Annotated in this window: 15 protein-coding genes and 1 other annotated feature; of the genes, 3 read left to right on the top strand and 12 right to left on the bottom strand. The window is 57.2% G+C overall.

Features of this window, described 5'->3' with window-relative positions; genetic code table 11:
* Positions 1–96: 96 nt before the first annotated feature.
* From ACFSW5_RS15605 to gpr, 3 genes are all read right to left on the bottom strand, one after another.
* Positions 97–516, bottom strand: a complete 420-nt coding sequence (locus ACFSW5_RS15605; protein ID WP_379274844.1) for a hypothetical protein — start codon at positions 514–516, stop codon at positions 97–99.
* A 55-nt stretch (positions 517–571) separates the two neighbouring features.
* Entirely contained in the window at positions 572–1,780 is a 1,209-nt protein-coding gene (gene spoIIP / locus ACFSW5_RS15610; RefSeq protein ID WP_379274846.1) for a stage II sporulation protein P, read from the bottom strand.
* Positions 1,781–1,955: 175 nt separating this feature from the next.
* Positions 1,956–2,960: a GPR endopeptidase gene (gene gpr / locus ACFSW5_RS15615; protein WP_379274848.1), complete on the bottom strand. Its 1,005-nt coding sequence runs from the start codon at positions 2,958–2,960 to the stop codon at positions 1,956–1,958.
* A 151-nt stretch (positions 2,961–3,111) separates the two neighbouring features.
* Between gpr and rpsT the strand changes: the two genes are divergently transcribed.
* The gene (rpsT, locus tag ACFSW5_RS15620; protein WP_379274850.1) at positions 3,112–3,384 is read left to right on the top strand and encodes a 30S ribosomal protein S20; all 273 of its coding nucleotides are present in this window, start codon (positions 3,112–3,114) and stop codon (positions 3,382–3,384) included.
* A gap of 84 nt (positions 3,385–3,468) precedes the next feature.
* Here rpsT and ACFSW5_RS15625 read toward each other — a convergent pair whose 3' ends face one another.
* From ACFSW5_RS15625 to ACFSW5_RS15660, 8 genes are all read right to left on the bottom strand, one after another.
* Complete coding sequence (locus tag ACFSW5_RS15625; RefSeq protein WP_379274853.1) at positions 3,469–4,452, bottom strand: glycerophosphodiester phosphodiesterase family protein; 984 nt, start codon at positions 4,450–4,452, stop codon at positions 3,469–3,471.
* Positions 4,439–5,035: a TetR/AcrR family transcriptional regulator gene (locus ACFSW5_RS15630; RefSeq protein ID WP_379274855.1), complete on the bottom strand. Its 597-nt coding sequence runs from the start codon at positions 5,033–5,035 to the stop codon at positions 4,439–4,441. The genes ACFSW5_RS15625 and ACFSW5_RS15630 overlap by 14 nt, the downstream gene beginning before the upstream one ends.
* A gap of 137 nt (positions 5,036–5,172) precedes the next feature.
* Positions 5,173–6,213 (bottom strand): DNA polymerase III subunit delta, encoded by a 1,041-nt coding sequence (holA, locus tag ACFSW5_RS15635; RefSeq protein WP_379274858.1) that lies wholly within the window; start codon positions 6,211–6,213, stop codon positions 5,173–5,175.
* Positions 6,214–6,499: 286 nt separating this feature from the next.
* Positions 6,500–7,747 (bottom strand): anti-sigma factor family protein, encoded by a 1,248-nt coding sequence (locus tag ACFSW5_RS15640; protein WP_379274860.1) that lies wholly within the window; start codon positions 7,745–7,747, stop codon positions 6,500–6,502.
* The gene (locus tag ACFSW5_RS15645; protein WP_379274862.1) at positions 7,744–8,292 is read right to left on the bottom strand and encodes an RNA polymerase sigma factor; all 549 of its coding nucleotides are present in this window, start codon (positions 8,290–8,292) and stop codon (positions 7,744–7,746) included. The genes ACFSW5_RS15640 and ACFSW5_RS15645 overlap by 4 nt, the downstream gene beginning before the upstream one ends.
* 144 nt (positions 8,293–8,436) lie before the next feature.
* Positions 8,437–11,331, bottom strand: a complete 2,895-nt coding sequence (locus ACFSW5_RS15650) for a ComEC/Rec2 family competence protein (protein WP_379275178.1) — start codon at positions 11,329–11,331, stop codon at positions 8,437–8,439.
* Between the two features lie 211 nt (positions 11,332–11,542).
* Positions 11,543–12,076 (bottom strand): deoxycytidylate deaminase, encoded by a 534-nt coding sequence (locus ACFSW5_RS15655; protein ID WP_379274864.1) that lies wholly within the window; start codon positions 12,074–12,076, stop codon positions 11,543–11,545.
* Between the two features lie 194 nt (positions 12,077–12,270).
* A complete protein-coding gene (locus ACFSW5_RS15660) occupies positions 12,271–12,801 on the bottom strand; it encodes a ComEA family DNA-binding protein (RefSeq protein ID WP_379274866.1) in 531 nt (176 codons plus the stop codon).
* Between the two features lie 153 nt (positions 12,802–12,954).
* Between ACFSW5_RS15660 and comER the strand changes: the two genes are divergently transcribed.
* Complete coding sequence (gene comER, locus ACFSW5_RS15665) at positions 12,955–13,779, top strand: late competence protein ComER (RefSeq protein WP_379274869.1); 825 nt, start codon at positions 12,955–12,957, stop codon at positions 13,777–13,779.
* A gap of 51 nt (positions 13,780–13,830) precedes the next feature.
* On the opposite strand, the gene leuS is transcribed toward comER, so the two are convergent.
* Complete coding sequence (gene leuS / locus ACFSW5_RS15670) at positions 13,831–16,266, bottom strand: leucine--tRNA ligase (RefSeq protein ID WP_379275181.1); 2,436 nt, start codon at positions 16,264–16,266, stop codon at positions 13,831–13,833.
* Positions 16,267–16,371: 105 nt separating this feature from the next.
* Positions 16,372–16,600 (bottom strand) — a binding site (T-box leader).
* Positions 16,601–16,930: 330 nt separating this feature from the next.
* Between leuS and ACFSW5_RS15675 the strand changes: the two genes are divergently transcribed.
* Positions 16,931–17,923 (top strand): lipoate--protein ligase, encoded by a 993-nt coding sequence (locus ACFSW5_RS15675; protein ID WP_379275184.1) that lies wholly within the window; start codon positions 16,931–16,933, stop codon positions 17,921–17,923.
* Positions 17,924–18,229 lie beyond the last annotated feature (306 nt).

Raw genomic sequence — 18,229 nt, forward strand, 5'->3', positions numbered from 1 at the left:
CAACATATCCAATATCATCATTCCATCTATTATATCAGCAATGGGAGTAGCCATCAATGCGGCGCAACGGACATGCGAGGGGATCGGGCCTATCGGTCAATTCGTGACGGAATCGAACAGCGATACGACGAACCGGATTCCGCCCGTCGTAACCGACTCCAGCAAATCCGCGGTGCCGTCCGCCAGCCGGTTGATCGCGGGGGAGTCGTCCTCCTCGACCTTGATTCCTTCGGCAATCGCTTCCCGCTCCGCCAGCCGCTTTATTTCCTTCAATTCCTTCTCCAGCTCCGCGATCCGCACGGCTGCGCCTGCAGCCGCGTCCGTCTCGGCCATCCGTTCCGCCTGCCGCTCTTCCTCCTCCGCGCCCGCGGGCTCGCTTCCGACCGCAGAGGCGGCTGCGCCTTCGATCGGCCCGTAAATCCGCTCGATGCCGGAAGTGGACACTTCCAAGCCGTATAACACGACGAACACGAGCGCTCCTCCGACCGCAATCCACTTGAACGCATCCTTAACCATCGTTGTCCTTCCTTTCTTCCATGAATTCTGCTTCCCTAAATTCCCCCGGGGCTTGTCAGCTTGCCGGCCCCATCACTTCCTCGGCGTCTTCCCAATAAAGGTCCGCGATCACTTCGGCAAGCGCGTCGGCCGTCCGGTAGCATTCCTCCAGCGTATTGTCCACGCCGCCGATTTCGATCAGCACGCTTCCGGGCGAAAGCGACTGGTTGTACTCGCCGTTCCCTTGCGACTTGCCCCATATCCCTCTCGACAATCCTTTATATTTTTTCTCCAGCGCGGTCTGAATTTTGGCGGCGAACGCTTCGTTCTGCTCCCAATTCGGATTTTTATGGCCGATGACGAAATATACTTGAGCGTAGCTTTTTCCGTTAATTGTCGTCGTCGTATGCTTGCGGGAATTGGAATCCCGGTGGATGTCAAAAAAATATTTCAGCGACTTTTCGCTTGCCATCGCTTCCTTGACCGTCGCTTTCGAATATTTATAGGAGTACGCATAATCGTAATCGGGGATCGCCTGAGCGTAATTGGTGTCCGAATGTACCGTCCCGATGCCGCGCTCCTCCAGCTTCTCGGCCAGCCGTTTGCCTACGAGCGTGATGTTGGTCGTTGTGGAATCGGCCGTTTCCGCACCTTCTTCCAGCTCCGGGAACCAAGATTCCTGATTATGGGAATGATAAATAAACACGACATTCTTCTTTGTTTCCGCTTTTCCGCCGTTTAATTCGCCGGGCGGAGCGGTCGGCTCGGGCTTCTCCGTTTCGGCCGGCGCGCCGGTCGGCTGCGGCTCGTCCGATTCCGCAGGCTCGTCCGGCACAATCGGCTCGTTGTCCTCCGGTCCGACCGAAGCGTCCGTTCCTTCGCCTTTCCGGATCAGGAACGCTTCGTTCCCTTTCATCCCGGGCATTTGGCTCGCAAGCAAGCTTTTTGGATCGCTTGGATTGATGTCCGTCAACAGCCGCATGACGAAGCTGCCGATCTGATGTCCGGACAACGTCTCGCTTTGTTGCGAGGTTTCATAGGAAGGAAGCTCCATTCCCAGCATCTGTCCAAAAAAACCGCCCGATACCGACGCGGCGAATCCTTTCATACCGGACACCGGCTCCGCCGATGCTTCCCGCTGGACGATGCTAGCGGCTCCAATGACAACGAAAAAAATCATAGAGCAGAGAGAAATCGTAACAAACATGCGTCCGGTCGCCAGCAGCTGCCGAATTCTCTTGCTCTCCCGCGACAAATCCAGCATAATGAGCCTTTTCCGTTTCATTCTGAACCCTCCTCGTCTTGTGCTATTAATCTATGATAGATTTTCAGCTCATAGAACCGGCGCGCAAAAGCAGATAGAATCTCACCTCTCAGCCGCAAGACGCCGGGGGTGAAGTTACATATAAACACATGTAAAAAAGCCTCCCCGGCCGGGGAGGCTGTAGCGCCTGCTAGAACTAATGCGTATAGGCCGCCACGTTCGACGTATCGACCGCTTCGTGCAGCGATGCGTTTAACCCGCTGGCGATAATATTGCCGATGTCCTCGATGAACTGGTCGATTTCCTTCGGCGTAACAAGCAGGTCGTGGCCGATCGGATTGAGCACCTCTTTGACGAGCTGTAGCCGCTCTTGTTCGTTCATCTGGTTAATCAAACCCAATATTTGATTCGTATCTCCGTTGACCGACTCGAAATGGCGGCGCATCAATTCGATCGTGCTGTTCACGATCGTAGAAGCGTACACGACCGTCGGCACCCCGATGGCGATGACCGGAATGCCCAATACTTCTTGCGTCAGCCCGCGCCGCTTGTTGCCGATGCCCGATCCCGGATGAATGCCCGTATCCGCGATCTGGATCGTCGTATTGACCCGGTCCAGCGTCCGGGAAGCAAGCGCGTCGATCGCGATAATGACGTCCGGATGCGTCCGCTCGACGATGCCCTGCACGATTTCGCTCGATTCGATCCCCGTCGTGCCAAGCACGCCCGGCGCAACCGCGCTGACCGCGCGATAGCCCGGGGCCACCTGATCCGGCATCAATTCGAAGAAATGGCGGGTAACCATGACGTTCTCCACGACGATCGGACCAAGCGCGTCGGGCGTAACGTTCCAGTTGCCCAGACCAACGATAAGCACCTTGGCCGTACGTCCGATGCCGACCCGCTGCAGGAACGTCTCGAAATATTTGGCGAAGGTCGTCGCCACCCGGTCCTGAAGCTCGGTATCCTGGTTGCGCAAGCCCGGCACTTCGAGCGTAACGTAATGTCCTTGTATTTTATTGATCGCACGCGATCCTTCTTCCGTTTGCACATGAAGCTGGGTAACCTTGATGCCGTTCTCCTCCGACACTTCCGAAGTGACCCCCGGGATCGGCGAGCCCGTTCCCGACTCCGCCAGTTCCTTCGCTTCCAGCGCCAAATCAATCTGCACGTTATACCGCTGCAAATCCAGATCTGCCACTCGTTCATCGCTCCTTGCTGCATTCGATTTGTGCCGTTATTGTTTGCAAATTCGGCTTTTTCATACCAATTGGCGCTATTGCATTTTAAAGGTTCGCATGATAAGATATTTTAAGTTGTGTTGTCTAGCTCTTTCTAGGAGGTGAACGTAAATGCCAAACATCAAATCCGCTGTTAAACGCGTCAAAACGAGCGAAAAACGTCGCGCTTTGAACGCTTCCCAAAAATCCGCTCTTCGCACGGCCGTTAAAACTGCTGACCAAGCTATCGCTGCAACAGACGTAGAAGCGGCTAAAGCTGCTCTGATCGTTGCTACGAAAAAATTGGACAAAGCCGTTACGAAAGGCCTGATCCATAAAAACGCGGCTGCCCGCAAAAAATCCCGTCTTGCCAAAAAGCTGAACGCCCTGTCGGCTCAAGCTTAAGGAGATCGGAATTTTGAGAAGAGCCATCGTCATCCGGAAGATGACGATGGCTCTTTTTTGTCGCAGCTTTCGTTAGCAAGGCAATCATTCCCGAACGGCCGGGGCGATCCGCTCGATCCGGTTCGTCCATATGCCGCCCGTATAACCGGAAGGCAAACGCTCCAGGTCTTCCGGCGTATCGAACCCCCCGGAAAATCCGCTGCCGTCCCCCGTAACCAAGATCGCAAGCGTATCGGCTTGTTCCATCCGGTTCAAAAAGCGGTTCGGCCAGCCCCAGAGGAACGGTGCGATTTTTTCCGGAATATGCAGCTCCGTATGTTTGCAGGCGCTTGGCATGTACCCGCTCCAACCGAGTGCGATGTAAGGGATCAGGCAGCTCTTCATCGTCGCCATGGACATCGCCCTCATATGGGGCAGCTCGTCCTTGAGCGCGCTTATCGGCTCGTCTCCGCCGTATACCGCGAGCCGGCTCTGCCGCTCCGGCGAAAGCTTGCTCAGCGCTGCCGCCAGCTGCTCGCCCTCCTCCGCGTTGTTGCTCTTTATATGGATCAGAAACGTCCCTTCCGGAAAACGGCCCAGCACCTCCGTAAGCGAAGGCATCATACCTACGCCTTTGCCCCGGAACGGGTATGTCTTCCCTCCGTCGGCCGTATATCCGTAGCCGATATCGACGTTCTTCAGTTCGGCCATCGTATAGTCGGCCGCCGTGCCCGAAACGTTCGTCCTGCAATCGAGCGTCCAGTCGTGGAAGACGGCGAATTGCCCGTCCTTCGTCGGCTTGACGTCAAGCTCCACCATATCCGCCCCTGCCCGAAAAGCCGCTTCCATCGAAGGAATCGTGTTTTCCAAATATTCGTGCTCCGGCTCGTGAATGCGCTCGGCGGTGCAAGTATCGTTCTCCACCCCTTCAAGGTCAAACGTCTGCGCGACGCCGCGGTGCGCCAGCAGAAACGGACCGCCGTCCCGCTTGGCGGACAGCAGCGAGCTGTTGTTTAAATAAACGAACGCGACGAATACGGCAAGCGCGGCGGCGATTTTGTATACGAGCCTCTTCTTAGCCTTTTTCATGAGCAAGTCCCTCCCATATGGCAACGATCTGCCGCTTCAGCTTTTCATACGCTTCCGCTTTATCGAACGCATCCGTTCCGCTGCGCCCGATCAGCGTCTGCACGAATAAATCGGACAAGACCGACGCGGTCAGCTCCGGCTCCCACTTGCCGCAAAAACGGCCGGCCGCCTCGGCTTCGACGAAAAAGTCGGCCAGCTTTTGACGGAACAAAGGGATGTTACCTCCTGCGCCGTTCGTTTCGCCGGGAGCCTTGACCGTTTCGAGCAATGCGAAGCGTAAAATTTCATAATGCTTGGCGTACAGGGACAGCAAGTCGGAAAAAATGCGAAGCACCCCCTCCTTTGGCTCTTGATCCGAAAACTGGCCGAAAATGTCATCCAGCCGGGCGAAATAGGCATCGGTCAAATGGAGCAAAATATGTTCTTTTTTGGCGAAATAATTAAAAAACGTTCCTTTCGCGATTCCGCATTGTTTTGTAATTTCTTCAACCGTCACGTTATCGAAGCCTTTTTGCTTAAACAGCTCGACGGCATGGCGCACGATCGCTTCTTTCGTCTGGCGTTTCCGTTCTTCTCTCGACAATTCTCCCCGCCTCCTGCAATAAACAACTTTGCGGTCTATGTTAAAAAAATGACCACAGTCATAAATGACTGTGGTCATTATATCGTTATGGGACACGCAAAGGCAAGTTTACGCTCCGTGCAACAAGGCGAGCAAGCTTAAGACGACGTGGACCGGTTTAACCCGAACGAAAGCAGGAACAGCTCTAGTCCAAGCGTTTTGTCTACCCGGCCGGTCTTCATGCCGTAATCGAGCTCCGCCAGCTCCGACAATAAAGAAGCGAGCCGCGGCACGGTAAACTTCCGGCTTTTCTCGGCGGCAAGCTTGACGGCATACGGGTGAAGCCCCAGCTGCCCGGCCATCTGCTGCGGCGAATAACCTTGCGGCTCCAGCTCTTTGATCTGCAGCATGATCCGAATTTGCCGGGCGATAAGCGCCGCGATGCGGATCGGCTCCTCCTTGCGCGCAAGCAGCTCCCTGTACAGCCGCAGCGACCGGTCGGCCTGCATTGTCGCCATGGCGTCGACCAGCGCAAACACGTCCTCCTCGACCGACGCGGCAGTGAGCAGCGCCGTCTGCTCGACATCGATCGTGCCACCTGGCCCTGCGTACAAACAAAGCTTGTCCACTTCAAGCGCCAGCTGCTGCATATGCGCTCCCGTCCGCGCAAGCAACAGCTCGGCCGCTTCCTCGGTCATCGTTCTTTGCTGCTCGGCCGCCCGCTTGACGGCCCATTGCTTCAGCTGCGACGGATCAAGCTCTTGGAAAAGCAGCAGAGCCCGCCGGTCTTTAAGCGCTTTGACCAGCTTCTTCCGCTCGTCCAGCTTGTCCGCCTGAACCGTGATCAATATGACCGCAAAATCGGAAGGGTTGTCCAAATAAGCAAGAAGCTTCTCCGGCTTATGCTCGAGTTTGGCGTTATCTTTGCTGGCCGCCGCGAGCACGCTGGCGTCCCGTATCCACACAAGCTTGCGTTCCATAAAAAATGGAGGCGTTTCGGCTTCCAATACGGCTTCCTCGATGGGAGTCTCGGAAGTATCGAACTTGACGACGCCAAGCTCCTTTTCGTCCGGCTTAAAAAGAGCCTCCGTCAATTTATCGGCAAATTGGCCGATCCGGTAGCGATCGGTCCCGTACAGCACGTAAACCGGCCGGAAAACGCCTTTTTTCAATTCCTTCAACGCCTCGGTTATTTCCATTGCTTCACCTTATTTCCGTTCGCATGTTAAAGCATTTCAAGCGGAGCCTTATCTTCCGGTCTGGATCGATAGACGAATCGCAATCGAATAAGCCCTTTCATGATTATAGCACAACAGAGGGATGACACCCGTGAAAGGCGCCATCCCTCCGTCCTTGAACATCTATATAAACATCAGCAGGCAGGCCCATGGTACCGCCCTGCGGATGATCATAATCGTGCCAAGGCATCTACCGCTTGACTCTGCATACTCTACTATACGCAGCGGCGGCGAGATGTGTGCATGACTATTCGGCTTCGGCTTTTTCGTCCTTCCAGGTCGCGATATCGATCCGGTACTTCTCCTTCGCGCCTTCCTCCGCCTCTACGACGTAAGTCAGCTCCGTGCTGTCCGAAGACCATACCAGCTCGGATATCCGCCCGTTCTTCCGTTCCGTTTCGAAAAGAAGCTCGTCGTTGCTGTCAAAAATTTTGATCGTGTAGCCGACCGCAACGGCCGAATATTGCCCGTCGCCGGATACGGCCTGGATCGGTCCCGGAATAACCGGCGCTACGGTTTCGCCGGACGCTTGCCCGTTGCCGCCGGCGTCGTCCGTGGTCCCGGCTTGACCCTGGTCCAGCGAATAATACTGTTCCTCCGTACCGCCGTCGCCCGTTTCCGTTTCCGGATTGTCCGAACCGGTCCCCATGCTGCTTATGCCGAACAGGGGCGCTTCCGCCACACCTGTCCCGACAGGCGGCGCCGCCGCATCATCCGACTGGGCGGGCGGCATTGCCGTCTCCAAGCTCCCAGCATCTTCCGGCTCCGTCTGTCCGCCGGAAGAATTATTCGTGCCGTTCGAATCATGCGCGGGTTCTTTCGGAACTGCGCTTTCAGCAGGCAAGCTTCCGTCGTCGTTCCCGCTTCTGGCATACTGCTGCGGATCGGCCGAAGCCGCCGGGGCGCTGCCGCCCGCATCGGCTTTTTCCTTGCCCGCGTTGGTATCGGGTTCCGCGGATACAAAAGGAGCGACGGCTGTGCTCTTCGTCGAGCCGGTCACCTCCTGTTTCTCGGCAGACGTATCGGCCGCCGTCTGAACCAGCTTTCCCACGTTAAGGTCGGGGGCGTTATACACCGCGACGAACAAAGCCGCTACGGCAGCGGCAGCCGCCGCGCCGCCTGTCCATTTTCGCCATCCGCCGTTCCGCGTTTCCCGCTTGCGCCGCGATCCGGCAATAAGCTCGGACAGCTCGGACCCCGATGTGCCGCCTGCGCTCCGGCTTGCCGATACCGGCGGCTCCTCGGCGTTGCCGGCCTCCGACAAGACGCCAAGCTCCAGCTGTTCCAGCCGAGGCAGAATGGCGTCAACCAGACTGTACGGCGGAACAACCTTCGGAAGATTCTCCAAGTCGCTGGACAATCTGGAGAGCCGTTCATACATGTCGCAGCAGTCCGGGCAATGCTCGATATGGTCCATTAAACGTTCACGCTCCTGGGCGCTCAAATCCCCATCCAAACTGCGCTGCATCAATTCCGTCCAATGCTCGCAACTCATCCCCGGACACCGCCTTTCTGATAATCATGAAGTAACGTTTGTAGCTGCTGCCTGGCTCTGAACAAATAAGATTTGACCGTATTGAGCGGCAAATTAAGAGATTCCGCGATTTCGTTATAGGAGAAATCCTGCAAATACCGGAGGACGACAACGGTCCGATGATGCTCGGGAAGCTTGTCGATCGCCTCCCTGATATCTTTGGCCGCGTATACCGCCATCACTTCGTCCTCGACGTTCGTCTTCTCGTGAAATACCAAATCATGCTCTTCTATGGATACCGCAGGCTTGTTTCTCCTGAATTTATCGATGCAAATATTCGTTACGATGCGTCCGATCCAGGTTTTGAATTTGGCCTTCTCTTCATAGGACCCGATCTTGGTATAAATGCGGATAAGCGCTTCCTGAGCCGCGTCCATCGCGTCTTGCTCATTACCCAATATATAATAAGCCGTCCGATAGACTTGCGTTTCAATTTCGCGCAACAGAGTAATCATCGCATCGCGATCTCCCGCCTGGGCGGCTTTGATTAAGCCAGGCTCTACCACGAAGGATCCTCCCCTCTTGCAACTTCTATGACGCAGCGACGCCGATAAATGTTGCAAAAAATTAAAAAAATGATTCCTTTACAACCTCCAGCATAGCAAAAAAAAGAAACGCCGTATAGTTTATACGAAGACGTTTCCAAATTCTTACTTCGCCGTTCGGATAAACAACCCTTTGCCGCTTACTCGAAATTGCACCTCGCCGTCCTTGTCCGTCCGCCAGACGGCCGTTCCGGCGTCAGCCAGCCGGTCCAGAACGGCAGGGCTGGGATGGCCGTAAACATTCGTCGCGCTTGCCGATGCGACCGCCGAGCCGGGCCGCCAGAGCGCGAGCCAATCCTCCGACGTGGAGTACTTGCTGCCGTGGTGAGCGAGCTTCAGCACGTCGATTCCTTCTTTCGCGATCGCCCGAACGGCCGACTGCTGCCCGTCCGTCCGCCGAAGCCGCTCCCCGATTTGCTCCTCCTCGGCAAACCCGATGTCTCCCGGGAGCAGGAAGCTTCTGCCGTAAAGCCGAAGCAAAAGCGCGACGCTATGCCCGTTTTGCTCCTCGAGCTCCGGCACTTCCGCCCTCCCGGAGCCGGCCGTTTCGGGATCCGATTCGGAGGCTGCCGCTTCCGGCCATAACACGAACAGCTCCGTCTGTTCGTCCGGCTTCCAGCTCTGTCCGGTGCGGGCCGCATACAACGGAATGCCGCGGGAAGCGGCTTTTGACAGCAGCTCCTTGGCCTCGTCGCTGTCTTTGACGGTGCCGTTCCATAATATCCGTTTGATCGGAACCGCATCCATGACAGCAAGCAGCCCTTTGATATGATCCGTATCCAAATGAGTCACGACAAGCAAATCCAGCTCGTGCACCCCGCGCTTCATAAGCAGCGGCGCCACGACGTCCGCGCCGACTTCGAACGGATCGCTGCGCTCTCTCCATTCCTCTCCCGCCTTGCGGAAGCTGAGCGCTCCCCCGCCGTCTATCAATATATGTCGGCCGGATGCCGTCTTGACATAAATCGAGTCGCCCTGGCCGACATCCAGGACGCTGACCTGCGCGGAACGGTCCAGCATGTCCGGATGATACGCATAGATTAATAGAATAGCGGCAGCAAGCCCTAACGTCAATAACAGAAGCATGTCGCGCCGAATGCGCTTCCTATGCTGCTCCAGCCAAAAAGCGGCCGGCGAGAACGCGGCTTCCGGATCCGCCGACCGGCGCATGGCGAAGGAGGCGGGAACGGTTCCGCCGGTTGCCTGAAATTCGGCGCCTTGGGCGGCATTCGGAGCGGCGCCGGTTGCCGCGAGCCTGCGCATAAGGTGCGCGTCGGGAACGGTTCCGCCGGTTGGCGTCCTTGCCGCTCTTCGAGCGCCGGAACGCAATTCGCGCGGGCTCTCTATGCCCAGCTCGAGCAGCATCCCGGCGGCTAGAGGAGCGGAGTCGGACCGTGTCGGCGCGAGCGGCATCGTCTCGTTCTCTTCATCCGCGGCTTGCTCAACCGTTCCCCGCCCGTTTGCAATCGACCGCAACAATAAAAGCATCGCGCCAAGCACGCCATACCACGCGATAATCCAGCCCGCGGACGGGGTTGCCCATATCGTGCGGAAGCTCTCCGCCACCGCCAGCTTGTCCACAAGAAGAAACGTCAGTTCGTTGGCGTATACGGAGACGCCGGCCAGAAGCTTGGCTCCTGCCGGCCAGACGGCGCCGAGCAGAAGCGCTCCTCCGCCAAGCGGCATGACGATAAAGCTAATAAACGGGACAAGCGCGAAGTTGGCAATCAAGCTCAACAGATGAAACTGATTAAAGTAATAGATGCTGACCGGAAACGATACAAGCTGGGCGACGACCGTAACGGCCGCCAGATCGTAAAGCGGCTTGGCCCGGCCTCCGTGAGGCATAATGCCGCGGACGGGAGGCACTCCGATAATTAACCCCGCCGTAACCAAATAAGATAGCTGAAAGCTCACGTCCTCGATATAATTCGGATTCCAAACGAGCATCAGCACGGCCGAAGCCGCGATTAAATGAAGGCCGTCCTTCAGCTTCTCCATCCGGGCGGCCAGCAAGCCCAGCATCGTCATAAGTCCCGCGCGAACGACGGACGGCGAGCCCCCGGTCAGCAGAACATAGACCGGGACCGCCGCAAAAACCGTCATCAGCATGTTTTCCCGCGAGAGCCGCAGCAAGCGCAGCAAGCCGCCGAGCGCATATACAAATACGGCCACATGAAGGCCGGAAATGGCCAGAACATGGGTAAGGCCAAGCTTGGCGAATTGGCCGAACTGCTCGGGGTCCAGGTCCTCGCGGATGCCGAGGACCAGCCCCTTCATATACCCGGCTTGCTCCGCCGGGTAAAGCGCATCGACGCGCGAGCCGAGCCACGCGCGCGCGGCATCGATGCGGCCGAGCAGCGCGGCCGCGGTCCATTGCGGGCCGGGCGCCGTCCGCACGGCGCCCGTGCCCTGCGCTTGCAGCAGCCAGTGGATATGCTGGCTGCGGAGATATCGGCGGTAGTCGAACCCGCCGATGTTGGACGCGGCCGCCGGCAGCTCCAGCTCGCCGGCGACGCTCACGCGGTCGCCGCGGCGCCATGCGGCGGCGACCGCCTGCTGCGGCTGCTCGGCCAGCCGCACGCGGACGAGCACGGTCTCGCCGAGGCTGCGCGGCTCCGTATCGCCCGCCAGCTTCACGGCGCTCAGCTTAACGCGAAACGCGGCGAGATCGCCGTCCACTTCAACCGCGGACACGATAATCCCCTCCGCTTCCGCGGCAAAGGCCGCTTCCGGCTGGCGCTCCGCCTCTGCAGCCAAATCTTGCAGCGCGGTCACGTTTCTCGCATCCGTCCATTGCCGCTCGCCGGCCGAAAGCCCATAGGCGAGCAGGCAGCATGCCGCCAGCCGCCACGACATCGCGCCGGTCGCGGCTAGCAGGACGGCGGCGGCCGCCAGCGCGCCTCCCGCCAGCCAGAGACCGCTTACGTTCAAAGCAGCGGCCAAGCCGCTCCCGGCTACCCAGCAGATTGCAAACCATAATAACGGCCTCCTGTTCATGAATGGCACGCCCGTCAACCTCCTTTGCATATTTCCTTCTCCTCTTCTATAGAGAAACGTCAATCGCGCTAAACGCCCATCCCGTTCAACATGACTGCCGGCTGCATGCTTCGCTTTGCCGGCCCGCCCTAGCACCCATAAAAGAAAGAACCCCCCAGCGCACCGCAAACATAAATTCGCGATGCGCGGAGGGTTCTTCCCTACGGCTTGGCTATTCGCTTAACACTTGGATACCGGCTTGCGCGGGAGGCTCGTAACCGTGCAGCGGGCGGAATTGAATGCCCTTTGCCTTCATGAGCTTCTCGACCTTCTCGCTGTCCTTCGGATAAGCCCGGTGATAGACGATCTCTTGAATACCGCTGTTCGCCAGCATATTGCTGCACGTCCAGCACGGTTGATCCGTCACGTACACGGTCGATCCTTCCCGGTCTATGCGGTCGGTGAAGAGCAGCAAATTCTGCTCGGCATGTATCGTTCGAATACAGCGCTGCTTCTTGACGGCTTTCTCCACGCCGTCCACCACCTCGATCTCAAGCTGCTCCGCAATCATGCAGCCTTCCTCCGAGCAATCCGGCACCCCCATCGGCGCGCCGTTATAGGCGGTGCCCAGCAGCTTCTTGCCCTGGACGAGTACGGCTCCTACATGGCGCCTCGGGCAGCGGGAACGCGTCGATACCATGTAGGCAATATCCATGAAGTATGTATCCCAGTCCTTGCGCTCCGCCTCTTGCGTCATTGCGGCCATAAACGTTCCTTCCTCTCTTGGTGCCTGCGAGCGGCAGTTTCCTCTATCGTGCTACTTCCATTATATTTCGATCGGCAAAATATGCAAAGCCCGTCGGACAATAGGCAAACGGCACTTCCCGCAAAAAAGCGTTACCGTCCGGCGCAGCTGTCTCAGACAGGGAACTGGATAGCCCCAGCGGAACCCCCTTCTTATTAAGGAAGGGCCGTGACGCTGTCTTTGATACCGGCAAGCAGCTTCTCGCCGATTCCTTTTACGCGGAGCAAATCGTCCACGGAACGGAACGGGCCGTTCGCTTCCCGGTCGGCTACGATGGCCGCCGCCTTGGATGGCCCGATTCCTTTTAACGCGTCGAGCTGCTCGGCCGTTGCGGTGTTGACGTCCAGCTTGCCGTCCGGCGTTGCGCCGCCGGACACCTTCCCCGCCGCAACATCGCCCGCGGCTTCCGCGCCGGCAGGACCGGTTGCCTCGCCGCCCGGCGTACCGCTGCCTTGCTCCGCCGCCGCTCCGCTCGTCTCCGTCGCGGCTCCCTGACCGGCCGCCTGCTGCGCAGCCTCGGCTCCGGTCTCTTCAAGCGCGGCCACCGAGGCTGCGGCCGCTTCGCTTACGTCGATCCAGCCGGGAGGCTCTTTCTCCGGCTGATGAAGCGCCAACACAAAAAAGAGTACGGCCGCAGCGCCGCAAGCGGCTAAAACGAAAGTTTGAAAGCTTGAATATCTTCGCATCTTTTTCTCCTCTTTTTTATAAATAATTGACATCCTCGAAGCGAACCGCGCATACCGTATAAGAGGTATAGTTTGTCGAAAACCTACATGCGTTAAAAGCATTCGCTTGCACAAGCTCGATATCGCATGCAATGACGGATTGGAGGTCCAGCGATGAATGTCGGTTTTATCGGGACGGGTACAATGGGAACCTTGCTCATCGAGGCGCTGATTACTTCCGGAGCGCTTGATCCCAAGCAAATTTCCGTCAGCAACCGCACCTTGGCCAAAGCCGAGGCTTTAGCTGCCCGTTATCCGGGTCTCCGGGCCGTTCATTCGAACGCGGAAGCGGCAGCGGATTGCGAGTTGCTGTTTCTTTGCGTCAAGCCGTTGGAATTTCATAAAGTCGTCGGCGACATCGCTTCCGTCGTATGTCCCGGCCAGCTTGTCGTCTCCATTACGAGCCCGGTTATGATCTCGCTGCTGGAGCAGCGGCTCCCCTGCAAAATCGCCAAAATGATCCCGAGCATCACAAACAGCGTATGGAGCGGCGCCACTTTATGCATCTACGGAAGCCGCGTTGCCGAAGAAGACAAGGATAAGCTCGAGTCTTTGCTGAAACATATTAGCCAGCCGCTGCGCATCGAAGAAAGCTTCACCCGCATCGTATCGGATATTTCCAGCTGCGGTCCCGCGTTTTTTGCTTTTTTGCTGGAGCAGTTCGTTAAAGCGGCAGTGGAAGAGACCGGCATCGAGCGCGGCGAAGCGGTTCGCGTCGCCAGCGAAATGCTGCTTGGCACCGGATTGCTGCTGACGGAAGGCGGCCTGACGCCCGAGCAAATCCAGAAGAGGGTAGCCGTTCCGGGCGGCATTACCGCCCAAGCCCTTGAGCTTCTTCGGCAGGATACGGCCGGCGTGTTCGGACGGCTCATCCGGACGACCCATGACAAATACAACGAAGACGTGGAAAAAATCGGCGAAATGTTCGGAGAACCGTAAAAAAGAGGTGAACGGCTTTATGGCCGCTCACCTCTTCTATGTTGTGCCCCGTTAATTCGCTACGATGTTGACGAGCTTGCCTTTAACCGCGATCACTTTGCGGATCGTTTTGCCTTCCAGCAGCGGTTTAACCTTATCGAGCTCTTTCGCGAGCCGCTCCATCTCGCTTTGTTCGGTATCCGCCGGAATCGACACGCGATCGACGATTTTGCCGTTCACCTGCACGACGATTTCGACCTCCTGATCGACCGTCCAAGCCTCGTCGTAAGCCGGGAACTCCGTATAGGTGATCGTGCCGGAGTTGCCCAGCTTCTCCCACAGCTCTTCCGCGATATGCGGCGCGATCGGAGACAGCATCTGAACGAAGTTTTCCATCGCCCGGCGCGGCAGCACGTCGGTCTTGTAGGCTTCGTTGACGAATATCATCAGCTGGCTGATCGCCGTGTTGAAACGGAGATTCTCGTAATCTTCCGTCACCTTTTTAATCGTGCGGTGCCATACCCGTTTGAAAGCATCGGTCGTTTCGCCGTCCGTAATTTTGCTGCTGAGGCTGCCGTCTTCCGATACGAACAGGCGCCAGACGCGGCTCAGGAAGCGGAATGCCCCGTCCACTCCGTTGGTGCTCCACGGCTTCGTCGCCTCAAGCGGTCCCATAAACATCTCGTACAAGCGCAGCGTATCCGCGCCGTATTCGTTTACGATATCGTCCGGGTTAATGACGTTGCCGCGCGATTTGGACATTTTCTCGTTATTGGTGCCGAGAATCATGCCCTGGTTGACAAGCTTGTGGAACGGTTCTTTCGTTTCCACGATGCCAAGATCGTATAGCACTTTATGCCAGAAGCGCGCATACAGCAGGTGCAGCACGGCGTGCTCGGCGCCGCCGATATACAGGTCGACCGGCAGCCATTCCCGCTGCTTCTCCTTCGAGCACAATTCCTTGTCGTTCTTCGGATCGATGAAGCGCAGATAATACCAGCAGCTTCCCGCCCATTGCGGCATCGTATTCGTCTCCCGGCGGGCTTTCATGCCCGTCTCCGGATCGACGGTGTTCACCCATTCGGTCACGTTCGCCAGCGGCGATTCGCCTGTGCCCGAAGGCTTGATCGCATCAACGTCCGGCAGAAGCAGCGGAAGCTCCTCCTCCGGTACCGTCTTCATCGTGCCGTCTTCCAGATGGATAACCGGAATCGGCTCGCCCCAATAGCGCTGCCGGCTGAACAGCCAGTCGCGCAGACGGTACGTCACTTTGCCTTGTCCCGTGCCTTCCGCTTCGAGATGCTCGATCATAACCTTGATGGCGTCCTCCATATTGAGACCGTTCAGGAAGCCGGAATTGACGTGAGGACCGTCGCCCGTATACGCTTCTTTCTCCACGTCTCCGCCTTGCACGACTTCGACGATCGGCAAGCCGTATTGCTTCGCAAACTCCCAGTCGCGGGTGTCATGTCCCGGAACGGCCATGATGGCGCCCGTTCCGTAGCCGGCCAGCACGTAATCGGCGATCCAGATCGGAAGCTTCTCGCCGTTCGCCGGGTTGATCGCGTAAGCGCCCGTAAATACGCCCGTTTTTTCCTTCGCGAGATCGGTGCGCTCCAGATCGCTTTTGCGCGCGGCCGCTTCCTTGTAAGCCGCTACCGCCTCTTTTTGGGCTTCGGCCGTAATTTGGGCGACAAGCTCGTGTTCCGGCGCAAGGACGCAATAAGTCGCGCCGAACAGCGTGTCCGGGCGGGTCGTAAACACGACCAGAGAGCCCTCGTGGCCGTCGATGCGGAACGTCACTTCGGCGCCTTTCGATTTGCCGATCCAGTTCCGCTGCATGTCTTTAATGCTTTCGGACCAGTCCAGCTCCTCCAAATCGTCAAGGAGACGATCGGCGTATTCCGTAATTTTGAGCATCCATTGGCGCATCGGCTTGCGGACGACGGGATGGCCGCCGCGCTCGCTTTTGCCGTCGATCACTTCCTCGTTCGACAACACGGTGCCGAGAGCCTCGCACCAGTTGACCGGCACTTCCGCTACGTAAGCAAGGCCTTTCTTATACAACTGGATGAAAATCCATTGCGTCCACTTATAGTAGTCCGGATCCGTCGTGCTGAACTCGCGGTCCCAATCGTACGAGAAGCCAAGCGACTTGATCTGGCGGCGGAAATTGTTGATGTTCTTGACTGTTATGTCGCGCGGATGCTGGCCGGTGTCCAGCGCGTGCTGCTCGGCCGGCAAGCCGAACGCGTCCCAGCCCATCGGGTGAAGCACGTTGTAGCCTTTCATTCTTTTATAGCGCGATACGATATCCGTGGCGGTATAGCCTTCCGGATGGCCGACGTGAAGGCCTGCCCCGGAAGGATAAGGGAACATGTCAAGGGCGTAAAACTTCGGTTTGCCCGGATCCTCCGTTGTTTTGAACGTTTTGTTCTCTTCCCAGTATTTCTGCCACTTCGGCTCTATGGCTTGCGGATTGTAGCCATGCTGCTGCTCTTGCGACATGTTTAACTGCTCCCTTCCTTCTTTCCAAATATCCATTTGAAGCGAACCGCTGGCGGCAAGCCGGCCCCGTTCGCATAAAAAAACTCCCGCCCTTAGCGTAAAATCGCTAGGGACGAGAGATTATTCTCACGCGGTACCACCCTAGTTAGCTTCGGGCATGCTTTGCCTTCGGCTCACTTGTCGCCCGTAACGCAGGCTATGCGGTGCGGTTCGCCGGAATCCGGGTAGCGCACGGCTCCAAGGTGAGTTCACATTGCTGCAGGTCCGGCTTGCACCTTCCGCCGGCTCTCTTGACCTTGCAGTCGCTGTTACTAATCCTTCTCAACGCGGTTTATATTTCTCGCAAGAAACGGCTCGTCCTTGGATTGAACATCGAAGTCGTTTCTGCTTTAAGTAAATTACTTTCGATTATAAAGAGGCGCACCTTCGATGTCAAGCGCTGTCCGCGCACATGCCGTCGAACGCCGGAACGCTTGCCGGACAACGTTTTGGCCGCCTTGCGGAAGGCAGAGACGCGCAAGCGTTTGTTGCGCCCGAACGGCAAATCCGCCGGCGACGAAAAGCTTGGCTCTCCTCCCCGGAATGGCCTATAATAGAAACGTTAAGCTAGCAGACGGCGGAAACCCGGTTTCCGGCCATCAGAAGGAGGGCTTTATAACCCATGCTGTATTTTATCGACAATCAAGGCATTACGGACGCCTCGCTCAACCTTGCGCTGGAGGAGTACGCGCTGCGCCATTTTCCGGCCGAGCATGATTATTTGCTTTTTTATATAAACGCCCCTTCCATTATAATAGGCAAAAATCAGAACACCGCGGAGGAAATCAACGCCGAGTTCGTGGAGAATAACGGCATTCGCGTCGTTCGCAGGCTCTCCGGCGGCGGAGCGGTCTATCATGACCTCGGCAATCTGAACTACAGCTTTATCACGAAAGACGACGGGGATTCGTTCCATAACTTTAAAAAGTTTACGGAACCCGTCGTGCAGGCGCTCGGCAAGCTTGGCGTCCGGGCATCGATGACCGGCCGGAACGACATTGAAGTCGAGGGACGCAAAATATCCGGCAACGCCCAATTCGTTACGAGAGGCCGATTGTTTACGCACGGCACGCTGCTGTTCGATTCGGAAATGGATCGGGTTGCCGCCGCGCTGAAGGCGAATCCCGAGAAATACGTATCGAAAGCGACCAAATCGATCCGCAGCCGGGTGGCGAATATTCGCGAATTTCTGCAGGAGCCGATGACGATCGAGCAGTTCCGCGGGCATTTGCTTCAATCGATCTTCCAAACGGAAGGAAACGTGCCCGTCTACGACATCGGCGAGGAAGAATGGGCGAACGTCCGCAAGCTGGCGGACGAGCGATACCGCAATTGGGATTGGAACTACGGCCGTTCGCCGGCCTTCAACTTCCGCCAGACGAAACGGATCGAAGGCGCGGGAACGTTCGACGTCCGTCTGCAAGTGGAGAACGGCATCATCCGGGAAGCCGCCGTATACGGCGATTTCTTCGGACGCGGCGACAGCAAAGAATTTGCCGGGAAACTGATCGGCTTGCGCTACGACGCCGGCACCATGGAAGAACTGCTGGACCGGGTCGACTTAACGCATTATTTCGGTCCCGTCACGAAGTCGGACTGGCTGTCGCTGCTTCTATAGCAACAATGTTTCTTGCGGGGTTGGGCGCCCGCCGTTACGGCGGCGCCCGGGTCTTTTTTTATGCGGTCTTAAGCGCATATTGTTTCTGCGCCCCTCCAACCCGTTTTCCCGCCGTCCCCCTTCCCCCTTCTCCTTCCTTAGGGCACTTCCCGTACGTCACATTATCAAAAAAATGTCGCAACAGGAACAATCTCCTAGTATAATGGAACTCTACTTTCCCGCGATAGATTTGTGTTTAAGCAAAAAATGGACAAATTTCGTGCCGATCGGCACAACCTTTTTAATTGCCGTTTCGTCATTATTTAC

The sequence above is a fragment of the Paenibacillus thailandensis genome, assembly GCF_042685365.1.
In the GTDB taxonomy this organism is placed as follows: domain Bacteria; phylum Bacillota; class Bacilli; order Paenibacillales; family Paenibacillaceae; genus Paenibacillus_AP; species Paenibacillus_AP thailandensis.